Source organism: Mycobacterium sp. IDUB_37 (genome assembly GCF_055419245.1).
Window position 1 is genome coordinate 513,445 of record NZ_JBVAXG010000003.1, and the last position, 19,673, is coordinate 533,117.

A 19,673-nucleotide genomic window follows, 5' to 3' on the forward strand; every position below is an offset into this window, starting at 1 on the left:
ATGATGCGAGAAGGCAACCGGGCCACGACTACGCGACAAGCTGCACGCAATCGAAGGGCGATGGATGAAGATCCCGGGTGTGGCCGACCTCGTCGGCACTCTCACCGATGGGGCATTTCAGGCGGTTCAGGCCGGGGTCAACGGCGCCGCCGGTGCAGTGGGAGCCGTGCAGACACTGGCCAGTCCGGTTACGGACCTGGTCGGGCCGGTCATGCAGACCGTGGCGCACACCACCGGCCGGGCGATCGGTCGGGGCGGTTCGCCTAACGGCCCGCCCGACCGGGTCACTCCACCGGTGCGTTGGCAGAGCGGACGGCGGGTGCACCTGGATCTCGATCCGCTGCTGCCGTTCCCGCGCTGGCACGAGTACGCGGCGGTCATCGAGGAGCCCGTCCGACGCATTCCCGGGGTGGCCAAGGCCCACGTCGAGGGCGCGCTGGGCCGGCTGGTCATCGAGATCGCCGACGACGCTGATCCCGACGCCGTGCTGGATGAGGTGCGGGAAACCGCCGCGGCCGTCGCCGCCGACCTCGCCGCCACTGGGCGGATCTCGGCGCCGCAGGCCGCGCCGTTCGCCGATCCGGGCAACCCCCTGGCCATCCTGGTGCCGCTCACCGCCGCGGCAATGGACGTCGCAGCTGTCGCTGCGGCCGTCACCGGCTGGGTAACCCGGCTGCCGGCCGCGCCGTCGACCACCCGGGCCGTGGCCGCTCTCATCAATCACCAACCGCGAGTGGTGGCGGTCGTGGAGTCCCGGCTGGGTCGGGTCGGTACCGACATCGCGCTGAGCGCCACGACCGCGGCGGCGAACGGGCTGACCCAAGCCGTCGGAACCCCGCTGCTGGATCTCGTGCAACGGACCTTGCAGATCTCCGAGGCAGCGGCGCACCGTCGCGTGTGGCAAGAACGGGAACCTCATTTGGCTTCCCCCAACCGACCACAGGCTCCGGTGGTCCCCGTGCTGTCGTCGGCGGGTACCGAAACACAGGCGCCACGGCACAATTGGGCGGCCGCGGCAGCCGGCGAGGCCTCGCACGTGGTGGTCGGCGGATCCATCGACGCCGCGATCGACACCGAAAAGGGATCCGCGAAGGGTTTCATGAAGGGGCCGGTGGAGAGCTACGTCGACTCCGCGGCAAACGGTTCGTTGATCGCTGCGGCGAGTGCGTTGCTCGCCGGCGGTGGAACCGAAGATGCGGCCGGTGCGATCCTGGCCGGGGTGCCACGTGCGGCGCACATGGGCCGGCAATCGTTCGCCGCGACCCTCGGGCGTGGCCTGGCCGGGGCGGGCTTGCTGGTCCTCGACCCGGGCGCGCTGCGCCGCCTGGACCGGGTCAAGGTTGTGGTCATCGACGGTGCCGCCCTGCGAGGTGACCACCGCGCTGTATTGAAATCGTGGGGACACGAACCCGGTTGGGACGATGACCGGGTTTATGAGGTCGCCGACGCGCTGCTGCACGGCGAAGAGGCACCCGATCCCGACCCCGACGAACTGCCTGCCACCGGCGCGCGGCTGAACTGGATCCGGTCGCAAGGCTCGTCGGCAACGCCGGCCCAGGGACTCGAACACGCAGACCTGGTGGTCGACGGCGAATCCGTTGGCAGTGTCGACGTCGGCTGGGAGGTCGACCCCTACGCCATCCCGCTGCTGCAGACCGCGCACCGGACCGGATCACGCGTGGTGCTACGCCACGTCGCGGGCACCGAAGATCTGTCCGCCAGCGTTGGCTCAACGCACCCGCCCGGCACGCCACTGCTGTCGCTGGTACGCGACCTGCGCACTGACCGGGGCCCGGTGCTGCTGATCACCGCGCTGCACCGGGACTTCGCCTCGACCGACACCTTGGCCGCACTGGCCATCGCCGACATCGGGGTGGCGCTCGACGATCCCCGCGCCGCTACGCCGTGGACGGCCGACATCATCACCGGCACCGATCTGGCCGCCGCAGTACGCATCCTGTCCGCAATCCCGGTGGCCCGCGGAGCCAGTGAATCGTCGGTACATCTGGCTCAGGGCGGCACCACCCTGGCGGGCTTGCTGCTGGTCACCGGTGAGGAAAGCAGACAGACCAGTCCGGCTACCTTCCGCCGGTGGCTCAATCCGGTCAATGCGGCTGCCGCGAGCGCGCTGATATCCGGCACGTTTTCAGCGGTCAGGGTGCTCAGGCTGCCCGACCCCACACCGCAACCGCTGACCGCCTGGCATGCGCTCGACCCGGAAATCGTCTATTCGCGGCTGGCCGGCGGCGCACGTCCCCTGGCCGTCGACGCCACCACGCCGGACTGGCGGCGCCGCCTCGACGACCTGTCCTACGAACCGCTGGTGGCGCCGCTGCGCGTCCCGGCGCAAACCCTGGGTCGGCTGGTCTCGGCAACGCGCGTCGAACTGCGCGATCCGCTGACCCCGATCCTGGCCGTCGGCGCCGCCGCATCGGCGATCGTCGGCAGCAATGTTGATGCGCTGCTGGTCGCGGGCGTGATGGCGGTCAATGCGCTCACCGGTGGGGTGCAACGGCTTCGGGCCGAAGCGGCAGCCGCGGAGTTGTTCGCCGAGCAGGACCAGTTGGTGCGCCGGGTGGTGGTGCCCGCGGTGGCCAGGACACGACGCAGGCTGGAAGCCGCGCAACATGCCACCCGCACGGCGACCGTGTCGGCCAAGAAACTGCGACCGGGCGATGTCATCGATCTCGCCGCGCCGGAGGTCGTTCCGGCGGATGCCCGACTGCTGGTGGCCGAGGGCCTCGAAGTAGACGAGTCCTTCCTCACCGGCGAGTCGTTGCCGGTCGACAAGCAGGTGGATCCGGTCGCCGTCAACGACCCCGATCGCGCCAGCATGCTGTTCGAGGGCAGCACGATTGTCGCCGGACGGGCCCGCGCGATCGTGGTGGCTACCGGAGTGGGCACCGCCGCACAGCGCGCCATCTCGGCGGTTGCGGGTGTCGAGACGTCGGCCGGCGTGCAGGCCCGGCTACGGGAGCTGACCAGCAAGGTCCTCCCCCTCACCCTCGCCGGCGGCGCGTCGGTTACCGTCTTGGCCCTGCTGCGTCGCGCGACGCTGCGGCAAGCGGTTGCTGACGGCGTCGCGATCGCGGTCGCCGCGGTTCCGGAAGGTCTGCCGCTGGTCGCCACCCTCTCCCAGTTGGCCGCCGCCCAGCGCCTGACGTCGCATGGGGTGCTGGTGCGCTCGCCGCGGACCATCGAAGCGCTCGGCCGGGTGGACACGATTTGCTTCGACAAGACCGGCACTCTCACCGAGAACCAGCTCCGCCTGGTGTGCGCCGTGCCGAGCGACGCGGGCCTGCAGGATCCATTGCCCGAGTCCACCGACCCGCGCTTCATCACGGTGCTGCGGGCGGCTGCCCGCGCGTCCACCCAACCGCAGAACGGTGAGGGCCACGCGCACGCCACCGACGAAGCCGTTCTCACGGCAGCGGATTCTCTTGATAAACAAGGTGATTCGCAGTGGACGATCCTGGCCGAGGTCCCGTTCGAGTCCAGCCGTGGTTACGCCGCATCGATCGGCGTCGGCACGGAGGCCGATGCGGCACCGATGCTGATGCTGAAGGGCGCTCCCGAGGTGATCCTGCCGCGCTGCCGGTTCGCCGATCCAGAAGCCGATCATCAGCATGCCGAGGCGTTGGTGCACGACCTGGCCGAACAAGGTTTGCGCGTGCTTGCCGTGGCCCAGCGGTCTTGGGAGAACGGCACCAGCGACGACGAGGACACCGATTCAGATGCCGTCGACGCCGCCGCCCAGGACCTGGAACTACTGGGCTATGTCGGCCTCGCGGACACTGCCCGGGGTTCGTCGCGGCCGTTGATCGAGGCGTTGGTGGAGGCCGGTCGCAACGTCGTGCTGATCACCGGTGACCACCCCGTCACCGCACGTGCGATCGCCCGGCAGTTGGGCCTTCCGGAAGATGCTCGGGTGGTGACCGGAGCCGAACTCGCCGCACTTGACGAGGAAGGTCATGCCAGGCTCGCCGCCGACGTGCAGGTCTTCGCCCGGGTAAGCCCGGAACAGAAGGTTCAGATTGTGGCGGCGCTGCAGCGCTGCGGCCGGGTGGTTGCCATGGTCGGCGACGGCGCCAACGACGCTGCCGCAATCCGGATGGCCGATGTAGGTATCGGCGTCAGCGGCCGTGGCTCCTCAGCCGCCCGGGGCGCCGCGGACATCGTGCTGACCGACGACGACCTGGGCGTGCTCCTCGACGCGCTGGTCGAAGGCCGCAGCATGTGGGCCGGGGTGCGGGATGCGGTCACGATTCTGGTCGGCGGCAACGTCGGCGAGGTGCTGTTCACGATCATCGGCACGGCGTTCGGGCAGGGGCGCGCCCCGGTGGGGACCCGCCAACTGCTGCTGGTGAACCTGCTCACCGACATGTTCCCCGCGCTCGCGGTGGCCGTCACCTCGCAGTACGACGACCCCGAGGACGACGAAGAGCTCACCGAGGAAGAGATCGAAGTAGCACGCCGGACGCGTCTGCTAGCCGTCCTGGCCCAGCCCACACCGTCACTCGACGAGCCGCTGATGCGTCAGATCGTCAATCGCGGCGTCATCACGGCGGCCGGCGCGACCGCCGCGTGGGCGATCGGGCGGTGGACGCCTGGATCCGAACGACGCACCGCGACAATGGGTTTGACCGCGTTGGTCACCACGCAGCTGGCTCAGACGCTGATTACCCGTAGCCACAGCCCGCTCGTCGTGGCGACGGCGTTGGGCAGTGCTGGCGTGTTGGTCGGCATCATCCAAACACCGGTTCTCAGCCAGTTTTTCGGTTGCACGCCGTTGGGGCCCGTCGCATGGACGGGCGTGATCGGAGCCACCGCAGGAACGACCGTGGTATCGGTGTTGGCGCCTCAGTGGTTGGCGAAGACGGTGGACGTCGTGCGGCCCGAGCTGCCTTCCAGCTCCTAGCCGGAAAGTTCGCGACGTACCACCTTGCCCGCCGGATTGCGTGGGATGCTGGGGACGATGCGGATGTCCCGAGGCTGCTCGAACCGAGAAACCTTGCCCCTCAAGTAGTCTCGCAGTGCGGGCACGTCGGCGCCGCTGTCCTGCCGCAGCACGACGAAGGCTGCAAGCCGACTGCCGAACTGCTCGTCGGGCACACCGACGACGGCATTCTCGGCAATCTCGGGATGCCTGGCCAGTGCGTTCTCCAAGGCGCGCGGATAGACGTTCTCCCCGCCGGAGACGATCATGTCGTCCTCGCGGCCAACGATGTAGAGCCGGCCCGCCTCGTCGAGATAGCCCATGTCTCCGGTGCTGGTCATACCGTTGATGACGGCCTTGCCGCCGCCGCCGGTGTAGCCCTCCGAGCCGAGGCCGCCCCCCACGAAGATGCGACCGGTGACGCGGGGCCCGACGGACCGGCCGGTCCTGCTGAAAATGCGCACCGGGCATCCGGCGACGGGCTTGCCCACCGTTTCGGGGTACCGCCGCAGTTCTGCCGGCGTGGCCAGGGATCCGATGCCCACCTCGGTTGAGCCGTAGAGGTTGTACAGAACATCGCCATAGGAGTCCATGAAGCGCCGGGCCAGACTCGGATCGAGCCGGTCGCCGCTGGATATCACTACCCGTAAGGAAGGCAACGGATTTCGTGCTTGGACCCGCTGCGGCAGATCCAACATGCGAGCCAGCATGATCGGCACCGCGCTCATCGCCTCGGCCCGATGCAGGGACGCCTGCGCGAGCGCGGCCTCGGCATCAAAGCGGCGCCAGGTCAGCACAGTACCGCCCAAGCCCAGTGCCATCATCAGGATGCCGAAACCCAGGCCGTGAAACATCGGTGCCGCCAACGCAATTCGCGATCCGACCCGCAGACCGGTACGGGCCAGGACCGTCGTGGTGACGCCCAAGCCCGCGCTGACCCGGGGCGTGCGCGGCACACCCTTGGGGAGCCCCGTAGTGCCGGAGGTCAGCAGCACCATCCGGCCCGACGCTGCGACATCCGGCCGCGAGCCACCATGAGAGGCCGGCAGCGCCTGCGGATCGAGGAGCCGGATGCTTTGGCCGGTGTCACCGATCTGATCGTTGAATTCTTTGTCGCAGAACATCGTTCGCACCTGGTGGGCACGCAGCGCGGACGCCAGTCCATCGGCGCGGAATTCGGTGTTCACCAAGACCACGTCGGCACCCACCAACGCCGTGGCGAGTACCGCGGCAACGAAGTTGCGCCCGTTGCGGCACATGACACCGACGGGCTGGCCGGCCTCAACATCGGCGTCGAGCAGTTCATGGGCAAGCGATTCGGTCATTGCCTGCAAGTCGCGGTAGCGCAGTGCGCCGTCGTCGTCAATGATCGCGGTCCGCTCCGGCCAGCGCGCTGCCGCAACCGCGAGCACGGTGTAGAGATTCGTGCCGCCCCGGCAGACCTCGCGCAGGAGGCGCAACACCGCGAACGGATCGGGCGGGCCGAGCAGTCCGGACGTCAGCACGGCTCGAGCGGTGGTGCCCAGCACGCTTTCCGTCACGAGAGAACGCCCTTGGCGCCGGCACGGTCGGCGAAGAAGTGGCGGTGCCACAGCCGAGCCGCTAAATCGGCTGGACCGGCCAGCAGCACCGAAGCCAACTCGGCAGGCCACACCCACGGCGGCTCATTGGTGCGCGGCCGTTCGATGATCACTTTCGCAATCGCGTCGGCGGCTTCATCGGGCGTCAAGCCCGGTAGCCTGGCCAGTAGCGGGGTTGGCTCGATCATCCGGGTTCGAACCAGCGCGAAGTAAATCGTCGATACGGCTATCCCGTCGCCGTGCAGTTCCGGAGCCACACTGCGCAGCCAGCGATCGAAAGCACCCTTGGATGCCTGATAAGCGCCCCATTGCGGGCCCGGGGTCACCCGGACCCCCGCACTCGACACGTTGACCAGCTGCCCCCGGCCGCTTTCCCGCATCGCCGGGAGCAACCCCAACAACAGCCAGATCGGCCCCAGGTAGTTGATGTCGATGGTGCGCTGGAAATCATGCGGCCGGTCGTACTGCTCGTGCAGAGACCGGCGTAACGACTTACCGGCGTTGCTCACCACGATGTCCAACGGGCCGTGACTCTCGTTGATCTGTTTCGTCAGATCACTGACCGCAGTCTCGTCGCTGAGATCCGTCGGGTACGCGATCGCCCGGCCACCGCCGGTATTGATCGCGGCGGCGACGTCCTCGAGGCGATCGGCCGAGCGGGCGACGATCAGCACGGTTGCACCGGCGGCCGCCAGCTTCCGCGCGGCCGCCTCGCCAATCCCGTAGGACGCCCCCGTCACCAGCACGGTCTTGCCGGAAACGGCGTTGCGCAGCTTGTCGGGATCGGGTTCCAGGGCCGGGTTCGCCAACCTGCTGGCAGCCGAATCAATCGCCTGCAAGACCAGATTCATCGGCTGCATCCCTCGATCGCGATCGACCCATCCCCACCCATTGTGACCCATGGTCACATCGCCGTTAAGGGTGGCGTCGAACAGAAATCCGGACGGTCCGAAATACGAAGGCCGGTGTCGCTAAGTTCCCTGCCTGTTTTGAAGCCCGTTTTGATGCCCGCTTTGACCGGGTCGTCGGCCGTACCGCCGGTAGAAGCGGTCTACCCGTCCGGCCGCATCGAGGGTCCGCTGTGTGCCCGTCCAGAACGGGTGCGAATCCGCGGACACCTCGACCACCAGCAGCGGATAGACCTGCGGGCCTGCCGGGGTCTCCCATTCGATCGTGCGGTTGCTGGTGAGGGTGGAACGGGTGAGAAACCGCGCGCCCGTGTTGGCGTCTTGAAACACCACCGGGTGATAGTCGGGATGAATGCCGGGCTTCATCCGAGTTGCCCGTCGCCTTGCGCGTCGCCTGCGTGAGCCGAGAATTCACCGGCCGCATCCGGCAGCTCGTGACAGGGATCCTGATGCCAATCGCCGAACGGGTCGTGGTAGCCGTCCCAGTTCGTCGGATCGGCCATCTCCGCGTCGGTGAGCAGGGCCGCGGTCAACGCCCTGGTGATGTTGGCGGGGTCGGCGCCACAGACCAGCACCGTCAGCGCGGTATGGCGGTCCCCATGGTGGTATTCCCACATCAGTTCGGCGAACAGGCGCCGTTCTGGATCGACGTATGCCACCTCCGAAGTGTTCATGGCCGCCAGCCATTTGCCGGCTGAAGCGACCCGCAAACCGCCACCGGCCGATTCGAGCCACATCACCTGATCCGGCCGATTGGCCAACCACAGTCGGCCGCGGGTGCGAACCACCCCTTCGAGCAGCAGATCGACCGCCGCATGCAGGCGTTCCGGACGGAAAGGGCGGCGGGCATTGAACTCGACGATCGAGACCTCGCCATCGATGGACAGTGGCGGCAGGCCGGCCAGCAGGGGCGCGTGTGGATGGTCGCTGCGACCTCGGCGTGACTGCTCCTCCAGGTTCGCCAGCGCCAACTCGACGCGATCGGGTCCCACGGTGATGCGGGCCCGCGGCGCCAGTCGACGCAACACTGCCAGCGTGGTCGGTTCCGGCCTGGTCAGCACCAGCAGGTCGGCGAACTCGGCCTGGCCGACCGTGGCTTGGGCCACCGTGCGGCCGTCGGGTAACACGTCGTCACCGAGCGACTGCTCCAGCCACTTGGTGGAATCCACACAGGTCACCACTCCGGCGATGCGCACGTCGAGTGCCGCGGGTCCATCCGGGTAGCCCGGCCCCACCCGCACCCGAACGTGGTTGATCGCCCAGGCGACGGGCTCGGGCTCCAGCCAGGGCGCCAGGGACACGACGACCCGCTCCACATTCGAGCGGCGATGCAGCTTGCGCAACAACACCAGCAGGTCATTGCGGATGGTGCAGGACAAACAGCCATGCCCCAGCTCGAGCGCCTCCTCGGTGCTGCTCAGTTCGCCGCGATCGAGTGTCACGATGGTCCGGCGCACCACGTGGCCGTCGAACCGAGGCTCTACGAGGACGGTTCCGGGCTGGCGCAACAGGGTGCCGGTCACCTCGTCGGTAGCGCCCTGACCCGAGACAAGCAGCACGGGAGTCCGCATCATCACTCCTTATTGGAAATCATTGTCATTAAGCTCAAGATCAAGCTACAGTGCCGAGTGAGAGTTGTCGAAAACGAGGGAGGCCGTCATGTCCGCGCGGTGCCAAGTCACCGGTCGCACTGTGGGTTTCGGTAATGCCGTGTCGCATTCACATCGGCGCACCCGCCGCCGGTGGTCCCCCAACCTGCAGAAGAAGACCTACTACCTGCCGTCCGAGGATCGCCGCGTCACGCTCCGCATCAGCACCAAAGGCATCAAAGTCGTCGACCGCGACGGCATCGAGGCCGTCGTTGCCCGATTGCGTCTCGCAGGAGAGCGCATCTGATGGCGCGCAACGATATTCGCCCGATCGTACGTTTGCGCTCTACCGCGGGAACGGGCTACACCTACATCACCCGCAAGAACCGGCGCAACGATCCCGACCGCCTCACACTGAGGAAATACGATCCGGTGGTCCGCCGGCACGTTGAATTCCGGGAACAACGCTAATCGCTGACAAAGCCCTTGTTACGCATCAACACATCGGCGAGGAACCCATCGTGCGGGATGTGGGGTGCACCGTAGTACGTCGGGTGATGGCCGCTGTACACATTGCCCACCGAGGGTTCGGCCAGCAGCATATCGATCAGCTCCTCATCGCCGGTAATAGCGTTGATTACCAGCGAATTTCGCAGCGGTTGTAGTCCGCTCGCGGGTGACCACGGGGCTACCCACACGCACGGAAAGGGTAGTTCGACGTTGAGTTTGACGACATCAGGCTCGGTCATGAGATGTACGGCCGGTCGCAGTGCGGCACCGCCGTCTCCCAGTGGCACTACCACCTGATCGGCGCCAAGCACCGGGGTGGTCCCCACCGCCTTCTGCGCCAGATATTTCGCCAATGCCTGTGCATTGTCGATGGATTGGACAGGCAGAATCGCCCGCTCGTCGTCGGCAGGCAGCGGCTCGATGAGCGCCAACCGATCCGCAATGGCCTGCGCCAACGGCGCGGGGTCACCCTCGTAAAGCACCGCGGTGGTGTTGACGCACGCTGTCCCGCCAAGATTGACAACCGAGTCGACGATGAGATCGAGGTAGTCACGCCAGTCTCGGTCCCCGGTGATCAGGATCTTCGTGCGGCCGGGCCCGTTCACCACGACGGACGGATCATTTGCGTACTTGTCCGCCACATCCTGTCCCCCGTACACCATGGCGATGTCAGCCGACCGAATAAGTTCGTCAGCCCCACCATGGTCGCATGGCAGAAACACCGCATCTTCCGACCGAAATCCAGCCTGGCGCAACGCATTGACCAATCGATGTGCAGTAAGCGGTTCGCGGCGGGACGGGCGGACCGCCACCCGGTAACCCAAAGCCAATGCCTGCGGCCACATTCCATGCACACCCGGGCCGTTACCGGCTGCGTGCACAGCGAATAGATCCCCGCGCCGAGCCCACACCGCTCCGCCGTTACGACCGCGCCCCGCGCGCCAGTCGAGCGTGGCGCCCACCGACCTGGCCGCTTGTACCGCATCGAACGCCGTTGCCACGGCGTCGGCCACAGTGCGGGCGCCGTCGCGCGCCACCGTGATCGGAAGTCCCGAAATATGGCTGACCAAGCCAACATAGGAGTCGAAGTCCAGCCCCGCGATCGAACCGCTGATAAAGATCTCCGCGGCCTCGGCCAGCGCCGCCTCACGCTGTTGAGGCGGCAGCGGCCGGGCCTTGCGTTGCGCGCTCATGGTCCGCCAGACGTACAACGGTGGCACCATGCTCAGCTCGGCCACGGGCGTACCTGCGACACTCGTGATGATATTGCGGTTGCGCGTCCGGTACTCACCGGTCACGCCGAGCGCATCAATCTTCACCAGTTCTTCGGTGGTCATTCGTAATTCGCTCGTCATATCAGTACACGCCTTCGATGACGGCCTCACCTTCGAAGGTGCGGACCGGCCGCACTGCGCTGACCGAGTCGCTGAATCGTGCTGCGGGTCCGGCTATTCGAATAGCGCAATCACGTTCCAGATTGTTCGGGATGAACATGCCCTTACTGATGTGGTTCATCACCACCTGCCCCAACTGCCCGTACGGCACCCGTTCGCCGGTTTCGGTGTCTATCACCCGGAAGCTGGCGTACGGGGTGCGCGGGTCGAAAACGAATTCTGTGCCGTCTTCGGATTGTCGGGTGACGCACTGGGAGAGAATCATTGTGCTGCCGAAGGCCATCGAGATGTTTGTGGCCGGAAAGATCTCGCGAAACACGTCCAATGTGTCGGCGTCCACGTGCGCACCGCTGAGCAACAGATAGCGGATCTTCTCGTTGATCAACTGCACGACATGGTCATTGCGGGCCAACGCGTCGAGCAGTGGCGGCGTGGTGTGCAGGTTCGCGACCGTTTGGGTGCGAAGAACAAAGGCAGCCTGTTCGACGATGTGCTCGACGTAGGCACTCACTTCACCGGTGGCACCGCGAGCGGCCAGCTTTTTGACCCAACGCGGATCGATGTCGATCGCATGAAACACCGCACCTAACCGTTGCGCGACCAATCGGGAAAAGTAGCCCACCCCGTGCGGCCCGCTGGGCATCAGGCACAGGAATCCCCGGCCGCCGACGAAGCCACCCGCAGCGAAATCCTCGGTTTGCCAATCGATAACCTGCTGTACCCAATCAGGCAGTTGCACAGTTCGTTTGGGCGCGCCGGTGGTACCGCCCGACTCGAAGATCAACGGCAGCGGCGCCGGCGATCCGTAGCCGCGAGGTATCAGGGCCTCGACCGGCACACTGCGCAGTTGGTTGATCAGGTTGGGGAAAAGACGCAGGTCATCGAACGTGGTGACATCCGTCAGTGGGTTGAAGTCCAAGGTTTCGGCTGTGCGTAGCCAAAATGAACTCCCGGTATCCGCGCCGAAGTGCCAGGCGATCGCGGCGCGCAAGTAGGCTTCGGGGTCTGCGACGGGTGCCGACCTCGGCACGCCCAACAGCGAAAAGTCAATCCCGGAAACAAGATCCACAACAGCATCGGCCACGCCACCGATCCTGTCGCATCTCCGATCAGATGGCTACCCGCTGTCAGCGATTGTGAATGCGACGCGGGTCGACACCCGCCCGCACCCACCCGTCGGCCGCCCAGGAGGCGTAGACGACCCGCAACGGCAACCGGTTGATCAGCGGATTCAACGCCCGCATCGCGGCGGCGAACCGCTGAAACCGCTTTTCCTTCTTGGCGTTCCAATTCAGGTCACATACTTCGCGCATCTGCGGCGGGCACGTTCCCGCGACCACGAGGCGGGTATAAGCGTTCAGCGGCGCAGACAGGATCTTCCAGACTCGGTCGGGGATCAGGCGCGGTCCCGGGATTCCTTTGCGGATATACCCGGTGCCGTATAGGACCGTCTTATGCGGGATGAACCGCTCCAGCATGCCGTCCCAGTAGGCGACGAACTCGTCGTACGTTTGCGGCTGGCCGCGGTCGCTGACGCCGTAGAGGCTGTACCAGACCTTGCTCTCGGTGAAGATCTGCTCCTTCTCCGCGTGCGAAAGTCGCCGGATGAAAGTGTCGGCGTTGTAGATGACCTGATCGACGAACGTGGCGTGCGCCCAGTAGAACAACTCCGGATTCAGCGCGTGGTACCTCGAGCCGTCGCTGATGGTGCCTTTGATCGGCTTGTGGAAGTCCCGCACGGTGCGACCCCACTTGTGCGGGTCCTCGGAGTAGACGGTCTTCATCAGTGGCGGCGCAGTCCGCTTGGCCCTGCCCAGGGTGTCGCTGAAAACCACCGAGTGATCGAGCACGCCCTGCGCAAGCTGCTCAATGCAATTTTCGGTGCCGGCGACACGCTGGAAGCCGAACAGTTGGGTGCGGTGGTCGCCGTAGAACTTCCAGATCAGCGAGTCCGGCCCCAACACCGGCGAGTCGTCAGTGGCCTCGTCGGCCAAAACGGGTGTCGCCTCGCGAACACCGGAGTCGAAAGCAAGTTCAGCCGTCATCACCAACTCCTCGCGGCGGCCAGCGCCGCGTTCTGAATCAGAGAAACAAAGTCGTACTTTTGTTTCACAATAGCATGTCCCGCCTTGACCACAACCCAAGTCGGGAAACAATGGCAACCATGCCATCGAAGACGGGCCGTGAACCCCGCGCCGAGCCCGCCGACCTCGATCGCGCGATCCTGGACACGGCGCGCGCCGTCTTCGAGACCTACGGAGTGCGTCGCGCGAACATCGAGGACGTCGCCGCCCGGGCGGGCGTGAGCCGTAGCACCATCTATCGACGCTTTCCGACCAAGGACGATCTCTTCGAAGCGGTGGTGCGGCGCGAAGGCGAACTGTTCTTCACCATGCTGGATCAGGCCACCACCGGTCGCAATCCGCAGGAAGCCGTGATCGAAGCGTTCGCGCTGGGCGTAAGGCTCGTTCAGGACTCGCCCCTGTACTCCCGCATCGCCGAAAGCGAGCCCGAACTGTTCGGCATGTTCTCCCGATCCGACGTCTTTCCGATCGGCCAGTTCGCCGACGGAATCGCCCACACCCTGCGACGTTGTGGTGCCGATATCCCGGAATCGGACCTGGCCAACATCGCCGACATTCTGCTGCGCGTCGCGGTCGGCACCATTGTGTTCCCCACCGACCGCCTCGACACAGCAGATTCCGCGGCCGTTCGTGCCTATGCTGCCCGCTACCTCGTCCCGATAATCAGTCGTCACGATCATTAACATGTAACAGTGCCGTCGGCTCCCCGAACCCGCTACGCCACCTGCGGCGATGTCGACATCGCCTACCAGGTGTTCGGTGATGGCCCGATCGATCTGCTGGTGTTGCCCGGCCCTTCCATTCCGATCGACACGGTCGACTCCGAGCCGTCGATGTACCGCTTTCAGCGGCGACTGGCGTCCTTCGCCCGGGTGATCCGGTACGACCAGCGTGGGATCGGACTGTCATCGCGGGTGGAGTCGCAGGACGAGATCGGTCCGCGGTTCTGGGTCAGGGACGCGATCGCCGTCATGAATGCGGTCGGGTGCGAGCGCGCGACCATCCTGGCGCCCGGTTTCACCACGATGACTGCGTTGGTGCTCGCGGCCGACTACCCCGAGCGAGTCAGCAGCCTGGTGCTGATCAACGGCGGCGCCCGGACGCTGCGCGCGCCCGACTACCCGATCGGGTACGAGATCGGCGAAACCGATCCGTTTACCACCATCGCGATCGAACCCGATGCCGTCGAGCGGGGCTTCGACATCCTGAGCATCATCGCTCCGAGCGTCGGGGGCGATAACGCCTTCCGCAACTGGTGGGACATGGCCGGCAATCGTGCCGCCTCGCCCAGCATGGCGCGGGCGATCATCACCGCCGTCAGGCACTCAGATGTGCGCGACACCCTGCCCCGGATCATGGCGCCGACGCTGATCCTGCACCGCGACAATCGAGGCTTCAGCCCGATCGAGCACGGCCAGTACCTCGCCGAGCACATCGCCGGATCGAAGCTGGTCGAACTACCCGGCGAAGACACCCTGTACTGGGTGGGCGACAGCGGGCAGATGCTCGACGAGATCGAAGAATTCGTCACCGGTGTCCGGGGTGGCGGCGACGCCGAACGGGTGCTCACGACGATCGTGTTCACCGACATCGTCGGCTCGACAGAGCGGGCGGCCGTGCTCGGCGACAACCGGTGGCGGGATCTGCTGGACAACCACGACACCATCGTCCGGCACGAAATCCAGCGCTTCGGCGGTCGCGAAGTCAACACCGCCGGCGACGGATTCGTGGCGACGTTCACCAGTCCCAGCGCCTCGCTTGCCTGCAGTGACGCGCTGGTCGAAGCGGTCCGGGTGCTGGGTATCGAGATCCGCGTCGGCATCCACGCGGGCGAGGTCGAGGTGCGTGGTTCGGACGCCGCCGGCATGGCCGTACACATCGCGGCGCGCGTCGCAGCGCAGGCATGCCCTAACGAGGTGCTGGTGTCGTCCACGGTTCGCGACATCGTCACCGGCTCCCGGCACCGGTTCAGCGATCACGGCGAACGTGAACTCAAGGGCGTCCCGGGCCGGTGGCAGCTGTGCGCGCTGGTCCGCGAACACGCGACCGTCAGCTCATGACACTTGTGGAGGACGCCAACCTCAACTCGGCGACGCAGCGCGTCCGACTCGACGTGTCCGGCATGTCGTGCGCGGCGTGCGCCAGCCGCGTCGAAACCAAACTCAACAAGGTCCCCGGCGTTCGGGCATCGGTGAACTTCGCGACCCGGATCGCGACCATCGACACCGTCGAAACGGCCGTAGATGAACTCTGCGAGGTAGTCCAGCAGGCCGGATACCAGGCCGTTCCGCACAGCGAATCCGGCGCCGACGGCAAGCGGGTTCGCGATCCGGACTTCGAACACGCCCGCAGCCTGCTGCGACGGCTCCTGGTCGCCGCGGTGTTGTTCGTGCCACTGGCCGACTTGTCCAGCATGTTGGCGATCGTCCCGAGCACCAGGTTCCCCGGTTGGGGGTACCTGCTGGCCGCGTTGGCGGCGCCGATCGTGACGTGGGCCGCCTGGCCGTTCCACTCCGTCGCGCTGCGAAATGCAAGGCACCGCACAGCTTCTATGGAGACTCTGATCTCGGTCGGCGTGGTCGCCGCCACCACGTGGTCGCTGGCGACTGTGTTCGTACCGAAGCCGCCCCGGGAGACCCACGGTGTGTGGCAGGCGATCCTCAACGGCGACGCCATCTATCTCGAGGTCGCCGCGGGGGTCACGGTCTTCGTGCTGGCGGGCCGCTACTTCGAGGCCCGCGCCAAGTCCAAGGCCGGCGGCGCACTACGCGCGCTGGCTGAACTCGGCGCCAAAAATGTGACTGTCCTGCTGCCCGACGACACCGAACTGGTGATACCCGCCGGTGAGCTCAAGAAGCGGCAGCGCTTCGTGACGCGTCCCGGTGAGACCATCGCCGCCGACGGTGTCGTGATCGACGGATCCGCGGCGATCGACACCAGCGCGATGACGGGTGAAGCCAAACCGGTACGCGCCAATCCAGATGCCTCGGTGGTGGGCGGCACCGTCGTACTCGACGGCCGCCTGATCATCGAGGCGACCGCCGTCGGCGCCGATACCCAATTCGCCGCGATGGTCCGACTTGTCGAAGAAGCGCAGGCACAGAAAGCGCGCGCACAGCGTCTGGCCGACCGGATTTCAGCGGTGTTCGTGCCGATCGTGTTCGCCATCGCGTTGCTCGCCGGCGCGGGCTGGCTGCTCGGCGGCGCCAGTGCGGAGCGTTCCTTTTCGGTGACCCTCGGGGTGTTGGTGATCGCCTGCCCCTGCGCTCTGGGCCTGGCGACCCCGACGGCCATGATGGTCGCTTCCGGTCGCGGTGCGCAGCTGGGGATCTTCATCAAGGGGTACCGCGCGCTGGAGACGGTGCACGGCATCGACACGGTGGTCTTCGACAAGACCGGCACCTTGACCGACGGGCAGCTCACCGTGGGTACGGTGACGGCCATCGAAGGGTGGGACGGCGACGAGATTCTGGCGCTCGCATCGGCCGTCGAAGCCGCCTCCGAGCATGCGGTCGCGACCGCGATCGTCGCCGCGTCACCAGATCCGGCCCCGGTCAAGGACTTCGTTGCGGTGGCCGGTTGCGGCGTGTCGGGTGTGGTCGAGGACCGCAGCGTCGAAGTCGGTAAACCCTCCTGGATCACCCGGTCCACAGATTTCGACGAGGTCATTGCGCGGGCCCGGACAGACGGCGAGTCCCGCGGCGAGACCGTGGTCTTCGTATCGGTCGACGGGGTGCCCTGCGCCGCGGTGGCGATCTCCGACACCGTCAAGGACTCGGCGGCGGACGCCATCGCCGCGCTGCACAGCCGAGGGTTGCAGACGATTCTGCTCACCGGCGACAACAAGGCGGCCGCCGAGCGGGTCGCCGCCCGGGTGGGTATCGACACCGTGGTCGCCGACGTGATGCCCGAAGGCAAGGTCGACGTGATCCAACGGCTGCGCAAGGACGGCAAGACGGTCGCGATGGTGGGCGACGGCATCAATGACGGACCGGCCTTGGCGTGTGCCGATCTAGGGTTGGCCATCGGGCGCGGTACCGACGTCGCGATCGGTGCTGCCGACATCATTCTGGTGCGCGACGATCTGGACATCGTCCCGCAATCGCTGGACCTGGCGCGGGCAACCATGCGGACGATCCGGATGAACATGTTCTGGGCGTTCGGCTACAACATCGCCGCGATTCCGGTAGCCGCTGCCGGTCTGCTCAACCCGCTGATCGCCGGTGCCGCGATGGCGTTCTCGTCGTTCTTCGTCGTGTCAAACAGCCTGCGGCTGCGTAATTTTGGCGCCAAGTAGGATCTGGTCATGGCCGAACAAACTTTCGCCGTCACCGGACTGCACTGCCCAGGGTGCGTCGGAACCATCACCACCGCACTGACCGCGCTCAAGCCGGTGAGCGCCGTCAGCATCGATCTGGACACCGAAGGTGCTTCCACCGTGCGGGTTTCGACGAAAGTCGAGCTCACCAAGGAGCAGGTCGAGGCGGCGCTGAAGGGCGAGGGAAACTTCACAGTCGTCGGTTAGGTGGCCGGCCGTCCCTCGAGCACCTTCGGCCGCCTCGAGAGTGAATCCCACGACGCGACACACCGATAACGCGGCGCCAGCTACACACTCGGGACAGCTTTAGCGCCTCATCCGGGACAGCTCGCGCAACATCGCGTTGTAGGCCTCGAGGTCGTCATCCGCGTAGTCACTGTCGGCGTGCCGGTCGCTGCGGGACGCGACCTTGCGGTCTTGTCGCGCCCATTGCGTAACCAGCGCGACGATGACCATGATCACCGGCAATTCCGTTAGGCTCCAAGCGATTCCGCCGCCGAGGTGTTGATCATCGAGAATGCTGGCCAGCCACGGCACGTTGACCGACCGGTAGAACGTGTTGCCCACCGCCGAAGGCATGGTCATCAGCGCGATGCCGAAGAAAGCATGGAAGGGCATCACCGCGAACAGCAATCCGATCCGTCCCGGATAGGGAAGTCTGCGCGGCCCCGGATCGATGCCGATGATCGCCCAGTAGAAGAGGTATCCGACCAGCAGGAAATGTACTGCCATCAACTCGTGACCCCAGTGGTACCGGACCAGCGTGTCGAACACCGGCGTGAAGTACACGACGAATGGCGAGCCGACAAAGAGCAGGAAGGCGATGATCGGGTGGGAGACGAAGGTCGTCACCCGGGAGTGCAGCAGCCAGGTCACCCATTCGCGAGGTCCCGGGGCCTGCCCCTCGCCGGCGCGCGGGAGCACTCGCAGCGCCAGCGTGACCGGGCCGCCGAGAACCAGTAACACCGGGACAAACATGTTGAGGATCATGTGCTCGGTCATATGGATGCTGAACACCGCTGAACCGTAGGCACGCACGCCCGAACTGCTGGTGAACACCAAAGTGAAACAGCCGAACAGCCAGGCGACCAGTCGGCCGACGGGCCAGACATTGCCCTCGCGTCGAAGCCGGACGTAGCCCACCACGTACGCGATCGCCAGGACCACCCCGGCCGTGCCAAGGAAACTGTCGAAGCGCCATACGCTCAGCACGGTGACCACGGTCGGGGGTCGCGACAGCTCATAGCCGAGGAAGACATCCCAGCCGGTGAAGTGGTGCGCAAGGAACCGCGGGGCAGTCTGGACGGCCATCGCGGCAATCGCGGCAAGAACGCCTACGACGGCCAGGGCTGAGGCTGAATCTGAGGCCACGCCGCCGGCACCGGATGATGCCGGCCGGTAGAACGTCCAGCAGTCGGCCAGCCACGCCAGCGTCAGCAGTACCCCGGCGACCAGGCCAAGGCGGGCGAAGTCCGAGTCGATCGCCAACCCCGGAATCAGCAGGTACAGCAGGATCGCGCCGTAACCCACCGCCACGGCGCCACCGGCGACCTGCAGCAACTGCACCGTGCGAGTCGGTGTGGTTGCGGTCAGCGCCGTCACCACCTTCAGGCCGACGAAGGACGCCAGTGCGACCGCGAACACGATGGCCGTGCTGGTCGCATAGTCGTGATCAGGCCCCTGCCCAGGATTACCGGTCACCGCGGTCGCGACGACCGCCACCACGGTGGGGACCAACAGCACGACGTGTGCGAGCCAACGAGTGCTGAAGCGCAGCGTCACCGCGACGGGCACGGCCAAGACCGTCACCACGATCCACGCGCGGGCCATCTCGGAGACGTCGATCGCGTCGAAGAGCGAGCCGCTGCTGAGCAGGGCGCCCGGGCGCACTCCGGTGTCGTGGGACGCCTGAACCACCACCATCGCCGCGGCGACCACCGGCCAGGCGATCGAAACACGCTCTGCCACTAGATGAATGCGGAAAGCGTTGGCATCCAGCAGACCGTCCTGCTCAGGACGTGACGTCACGACCACCAGGATCAACGCGCCGAGGCACAGCGCGGCCAGCAACGACGCGAGGAAGAAGCCGAGCGGTTCGGCGGTACTGACGAACGACCCGGGAAAGGGGTTACCCGCAGCGACGTAATGACGCGGCCCCGCGATCAGTCCGTACACCGCCACAGCGACCGCCGCCACCAGCAGTCCGGCCGCGAGCACTGCCGTCCGCGCGGAGGACGAACGGCCGACCGGGGCTGGCGCCGTCGCGACTGCGTCCGGCCCGTCAGTGTTCACCCCTGCAGCTTACGACCGTGCGTCGTAGCAGCCTGTCGGCTGCAACGCATAGGGTCCCAGAC

Annotated in this window: 15 protein-coding genes; 7 read left to right on the forward strand and 8 right to left on the reverse strand. The window is 66.4% G+C overall.

Annotated elements, in window-relative coordinates; all coding sequences use genetic code 11:
• The first annotated feature begins 64 nt into the window (after nucleotides 1-64).
• Entirely contained in the window at nucleotides 65-4,918 is a 4,854-nt protein-coding gene (locus ACZY1I_RS13055) for a cation-translocating P-type ATPase (RefSeq protein ID WP_463754814.1), read from the forward strand.
• Here ACZY1I_RS13055 and ACZY1I_RS13060 read toward each other — a convergent pair.
• From ACZY1I_RS13060 to mrf, 4 genes are all read right to left on the reverse strand, one after another.
• A complete protein-coding gene (locus tag ACZY1I_RS13060) occupies nucleotides 4,915-6,477 on the reverse strand; it encodes an AMP-binding protein (protein ID WP_463754815.1) in 1,563 nt (520 codons plus the stop codon). The genes ACZY1I_RS13055 and ACZY1I_RS13060 overlap by 4 nt on opposite strands.
• Nucleotides 6,474-7,367: an SDR family NAD(P)-dependent oxidoreductase gene (locus ACZY1I_RS13065; protein ID WP_463754816.1), complete on the reverse strand. Its 894-nt coding sequence runs from the start codon at nucleotides 7,365-7,367 to the stop codon at nucleotides 6,474-6,476. The genes ACZY1I_RS13060 and ACZY1I_RS13065 overlap by 4 nt, the downstream gene beginning before the upstream one ends.
• A gap of 120 nt (nucleotides 7,368-7,487) precedes the next feature.
• Entirely contained in the window at nucleotides 7,488-7,790 is a 303-nt protein-coding gene (locus tag ACZY1I_RS13070) for a type B 50S ribosomal protein L31 (RefSeq protein ID WP_463754817.1), read from the reverse strand.
• A complete protein-coding gene (gene mrf, locus ACZY1I_RS13075) occupies nucleotides 7,787-8,995 on the reverse strand; it encodes a ribosome hibernation factor-recruiting GTPase MRF (protein ID WP_463754818.1) in 1,209 nt (402 codons plus the stop codon). The genes ACZY1I_RS13070 and mrf overlap by 4 nt, the downstream gene beginning before the upstream one ends.
• Before the next feature lie 88 nt (nucleotides 8,996-9,083).
• On the opposite strand from mrf, the gene rpmB reads away from it, so the two are divergent.
• Both rpmB and rpmG read left to right on the forward strand, forming a co-directional pair.
• Entirely contained in the window at nucleotides 9,084-9,320 is a 237-nt protein-coding gene (rpmB, locus tag ACZY1I_RS13080; protein WP_463754819.1) for a 50S ribosomal protein L28, read from the forward strand.
• Nucleotides 9,320-9,484 carry a 50S ribosomal protein L33 gene (rpmG, locus tag ACZY1I_RS13085; RefSeq protein WP_463754820.1) on the forward strand — a complete coding sequence of 55 codons (165 nt, stop codon included), beginning with the start codon at nucleotides 9,320-9,322 and terminating at the stop codon, nucleotides 9,482-9,484. Before rpmB ends, rpmG begins: the two co-directional genes overlap by 1 nt.
• Here rpmG and ACZY1I_RS13090 read toward each other — a convergent pair.
• Genes ACZY1I_RS13090 through ACZY1I_RS13100 form a run of 3 tightly spaced genes read right to left on the reverse strand, consistent with a single transcriptional unit; the run spans nucleotide 9,481 to nucleotide 12,962 of the window.
• Nucleotides 9,481-10,845 (reverse strand): aldehyde dehydrogenase family protein, encoded by a 1,365-nt coding sequence (locus ACZY1I_RS13090; protein WP_463755120.1) that lies wholly within the window; start codon nucleotides 10,843-10,845, stop codon nucleotides 9,481-9,483. The two genes, rpmG and ACZY1I_RS13090, sit on opposite strands and share 4 nt — an antisense overlap.
• 34 nt (nucleotides 10,846-10,879) lie before the next feature.
• Nucleotides 10,880-12,001 carry a phenazine antibiotic biosynthesis protein gene (locus tag ACZY1I_RS13095; RefSeq protein ID WP_463754821.1) on the reverse strand — a complete coding sequence of 374 codons (1,122 nt, stop codon included), beginning with the start codon at nucleotides 11,999-12,001 and terminating at the stop codon, nucleotides 10,880-10,882.
• 43 nt (nucleotides 12,002-12,044) lie between these two features.
• On the reverse strand, nucleotides 12,045-12,962 hold the full coding sequence (locus tag ACZY1I_RS13100) for an oxygenase MpaB family protein (RefSeq protein WP_463754822.1): 918 nt from the start codon (nucleotides 12,960-12,962) through the stop codon (nucleotides 12,045-12,047).
• Nucleotides 12,963-13,081: 119 nt separating this feature from the next.
• Between ACZY1I_RS13100 and ACZY1I_RS13105 the strand changes: the two genes are divergently transcribed.
• From ACZY1I_RS13105 to ACZY1I_RS13120, 4 genes are read left to right on the forward strand one after another with little or no spacing between them, the layout of a single operon-like run.
• A complete protein-coding gene (locus ACZY1I_RS13105) occupies nucleotides 13,082-13,684 on the forward strand; it encodes a TetR/AcrR family transcriptional regulator (protein ID WP_463754823.1) in 603 nt (200 codons plus the stop codon).
• A gap of 9 nt (nucleotides 13,685-13,693) precedes the next feature.
• Nucleotides 13,694-15,061 carry an adenylate/guanylate cyclase domain-containing protein gene (locus ACZY1I_RS13110; protein WP_463754824.1) on the forward strand — a complete coding sequence of 456 codons (1,368 nt, stop codon included), beginning with the start codon at nucleotides 13,694-13,696 and terminating at the stop codon, nucleotides 15,059-15,061.
• Nucleotides 15,058-17,298, forward strand: coding sequence for a heavy metal translocating P-type ATPase (locus tag ACZY1I_RS13115; protein ID WP_463754825.1), 2,241 nt, complete (start codon nucleotides 15,058-15,060; stop codon nucleotides 17,296-17,298). Before ACZY1I_RS13110 ends, ACZY1I_RS13115 begins: the two co-directional genes overlap by 4 nt.
• Nucleotides 17,299-17,307: 9 nt before the next feature.
• Nucleotides 17,308-17,526, forward strand: a complete 219-nt coding sequence (locus tag ACZY1I_RS13120; protein ID WP_463754826.1) for a heavy-metal-associated domain-containing protein — start codon at nucleotides 17,308-17,310, stop codon at nucleotides 17,524-17,526.
• A gap of 99 nt (nucleotides 17,527-17,625) precedes the next feature.
• On the opposite strand, the gene ACZY1I_RS13125 is transcribed toward ACZY1I_RS13120, so the two are convergent.
• Nucleotides 17,626-19,611 (reverse strand): cytochrome c oxidase assembly protein, encoded by a 1,986-nt coding sequence (locus ACZY1I_RS13125; RefSeq protein ID WP_463754827.1) that lies wholly within the window; start codon nucleotides 19,609-19,611, stop codon nucleotides 17,626-17,628.
• Nucleotides 19,612-19,673: the final 62 nt, after the last annotated feature.

Excerpts from the sequence above, each read along its gene's own strand:
- ACZY1I_RS13055 (WP_463754814.1), top strand. The coding sequence starts at position 65 with ATGAAGATCCCGGGTGTGGCCGACCTCGTCGGCACTCTCACCGATGGG.
- ACZY1I_RS13065 (WP_463754816.1), bottom strand. The coding sequence starts at position 7,367 with ATGAATCTGGTCTTGCAGGCGATTGATTCGGCTGCCAGCAGGTTGGCG.
- ACZY1I_RS13070 (WP_463754817.1), bottom strand. The coding sequence starts at position 7,790 with ATGAAGCCCGGCATTCATCCCGACTATCACCCGGTGGTGTTTCAAGAC.
- mrf (WP_463754818.1), bottom strand. The coding sequence starts at position 8,995 with ATGCGGACTCCCGTGCTGCTTGTCTCGGGTCAGGGCGCTACCGACGAG.
- rpmB (WP_463754819.1), top strand. The coding sequence starts at position 9,084 with ATGTCCGCGCGGTGCCAAGTCACCGGTCGCACTGTGGGTTTCGGTAAT.
- rpmG (WP_463754820.1), top strand. The coding sequence starts at position 9,320 with ATGGCGCGCAACGATATTCGCCCGATCGTACGTTTGCGCTCTACCGCG.
- ACZY1I_RS13100 (WP_463754822.1), bottom strand. The coding sequence starts at position 12,962 with ATGACGGCTGAACTTGCTTTCGACTCCGGTGTTCGCGAGGCGACACCC.
- ACZY1I_RS13105 (WP_463754823.1), top strand. The coding sequence starts at position 13,082 with ATGCCATCGAAGACGGGCCGTGAACCCCGCGCCGAGCCCGCCGACCTC.
- ACZY1I_RS13115 (WP_463754825.1), top strand. The coding sequence starts at position 15,058 with ATGACACTTGTGGAGGACGCCAACCTCAACTCGGCGACGCAGCGCGTC.
- ACZY1I_RS13120 (WP_463754826.1), top strand. The coding sequence starts at position 17,308 with ATGGCCGAACAAACTTTCGCCGTCACCGGACTGCACTGCCCAGGGTGC.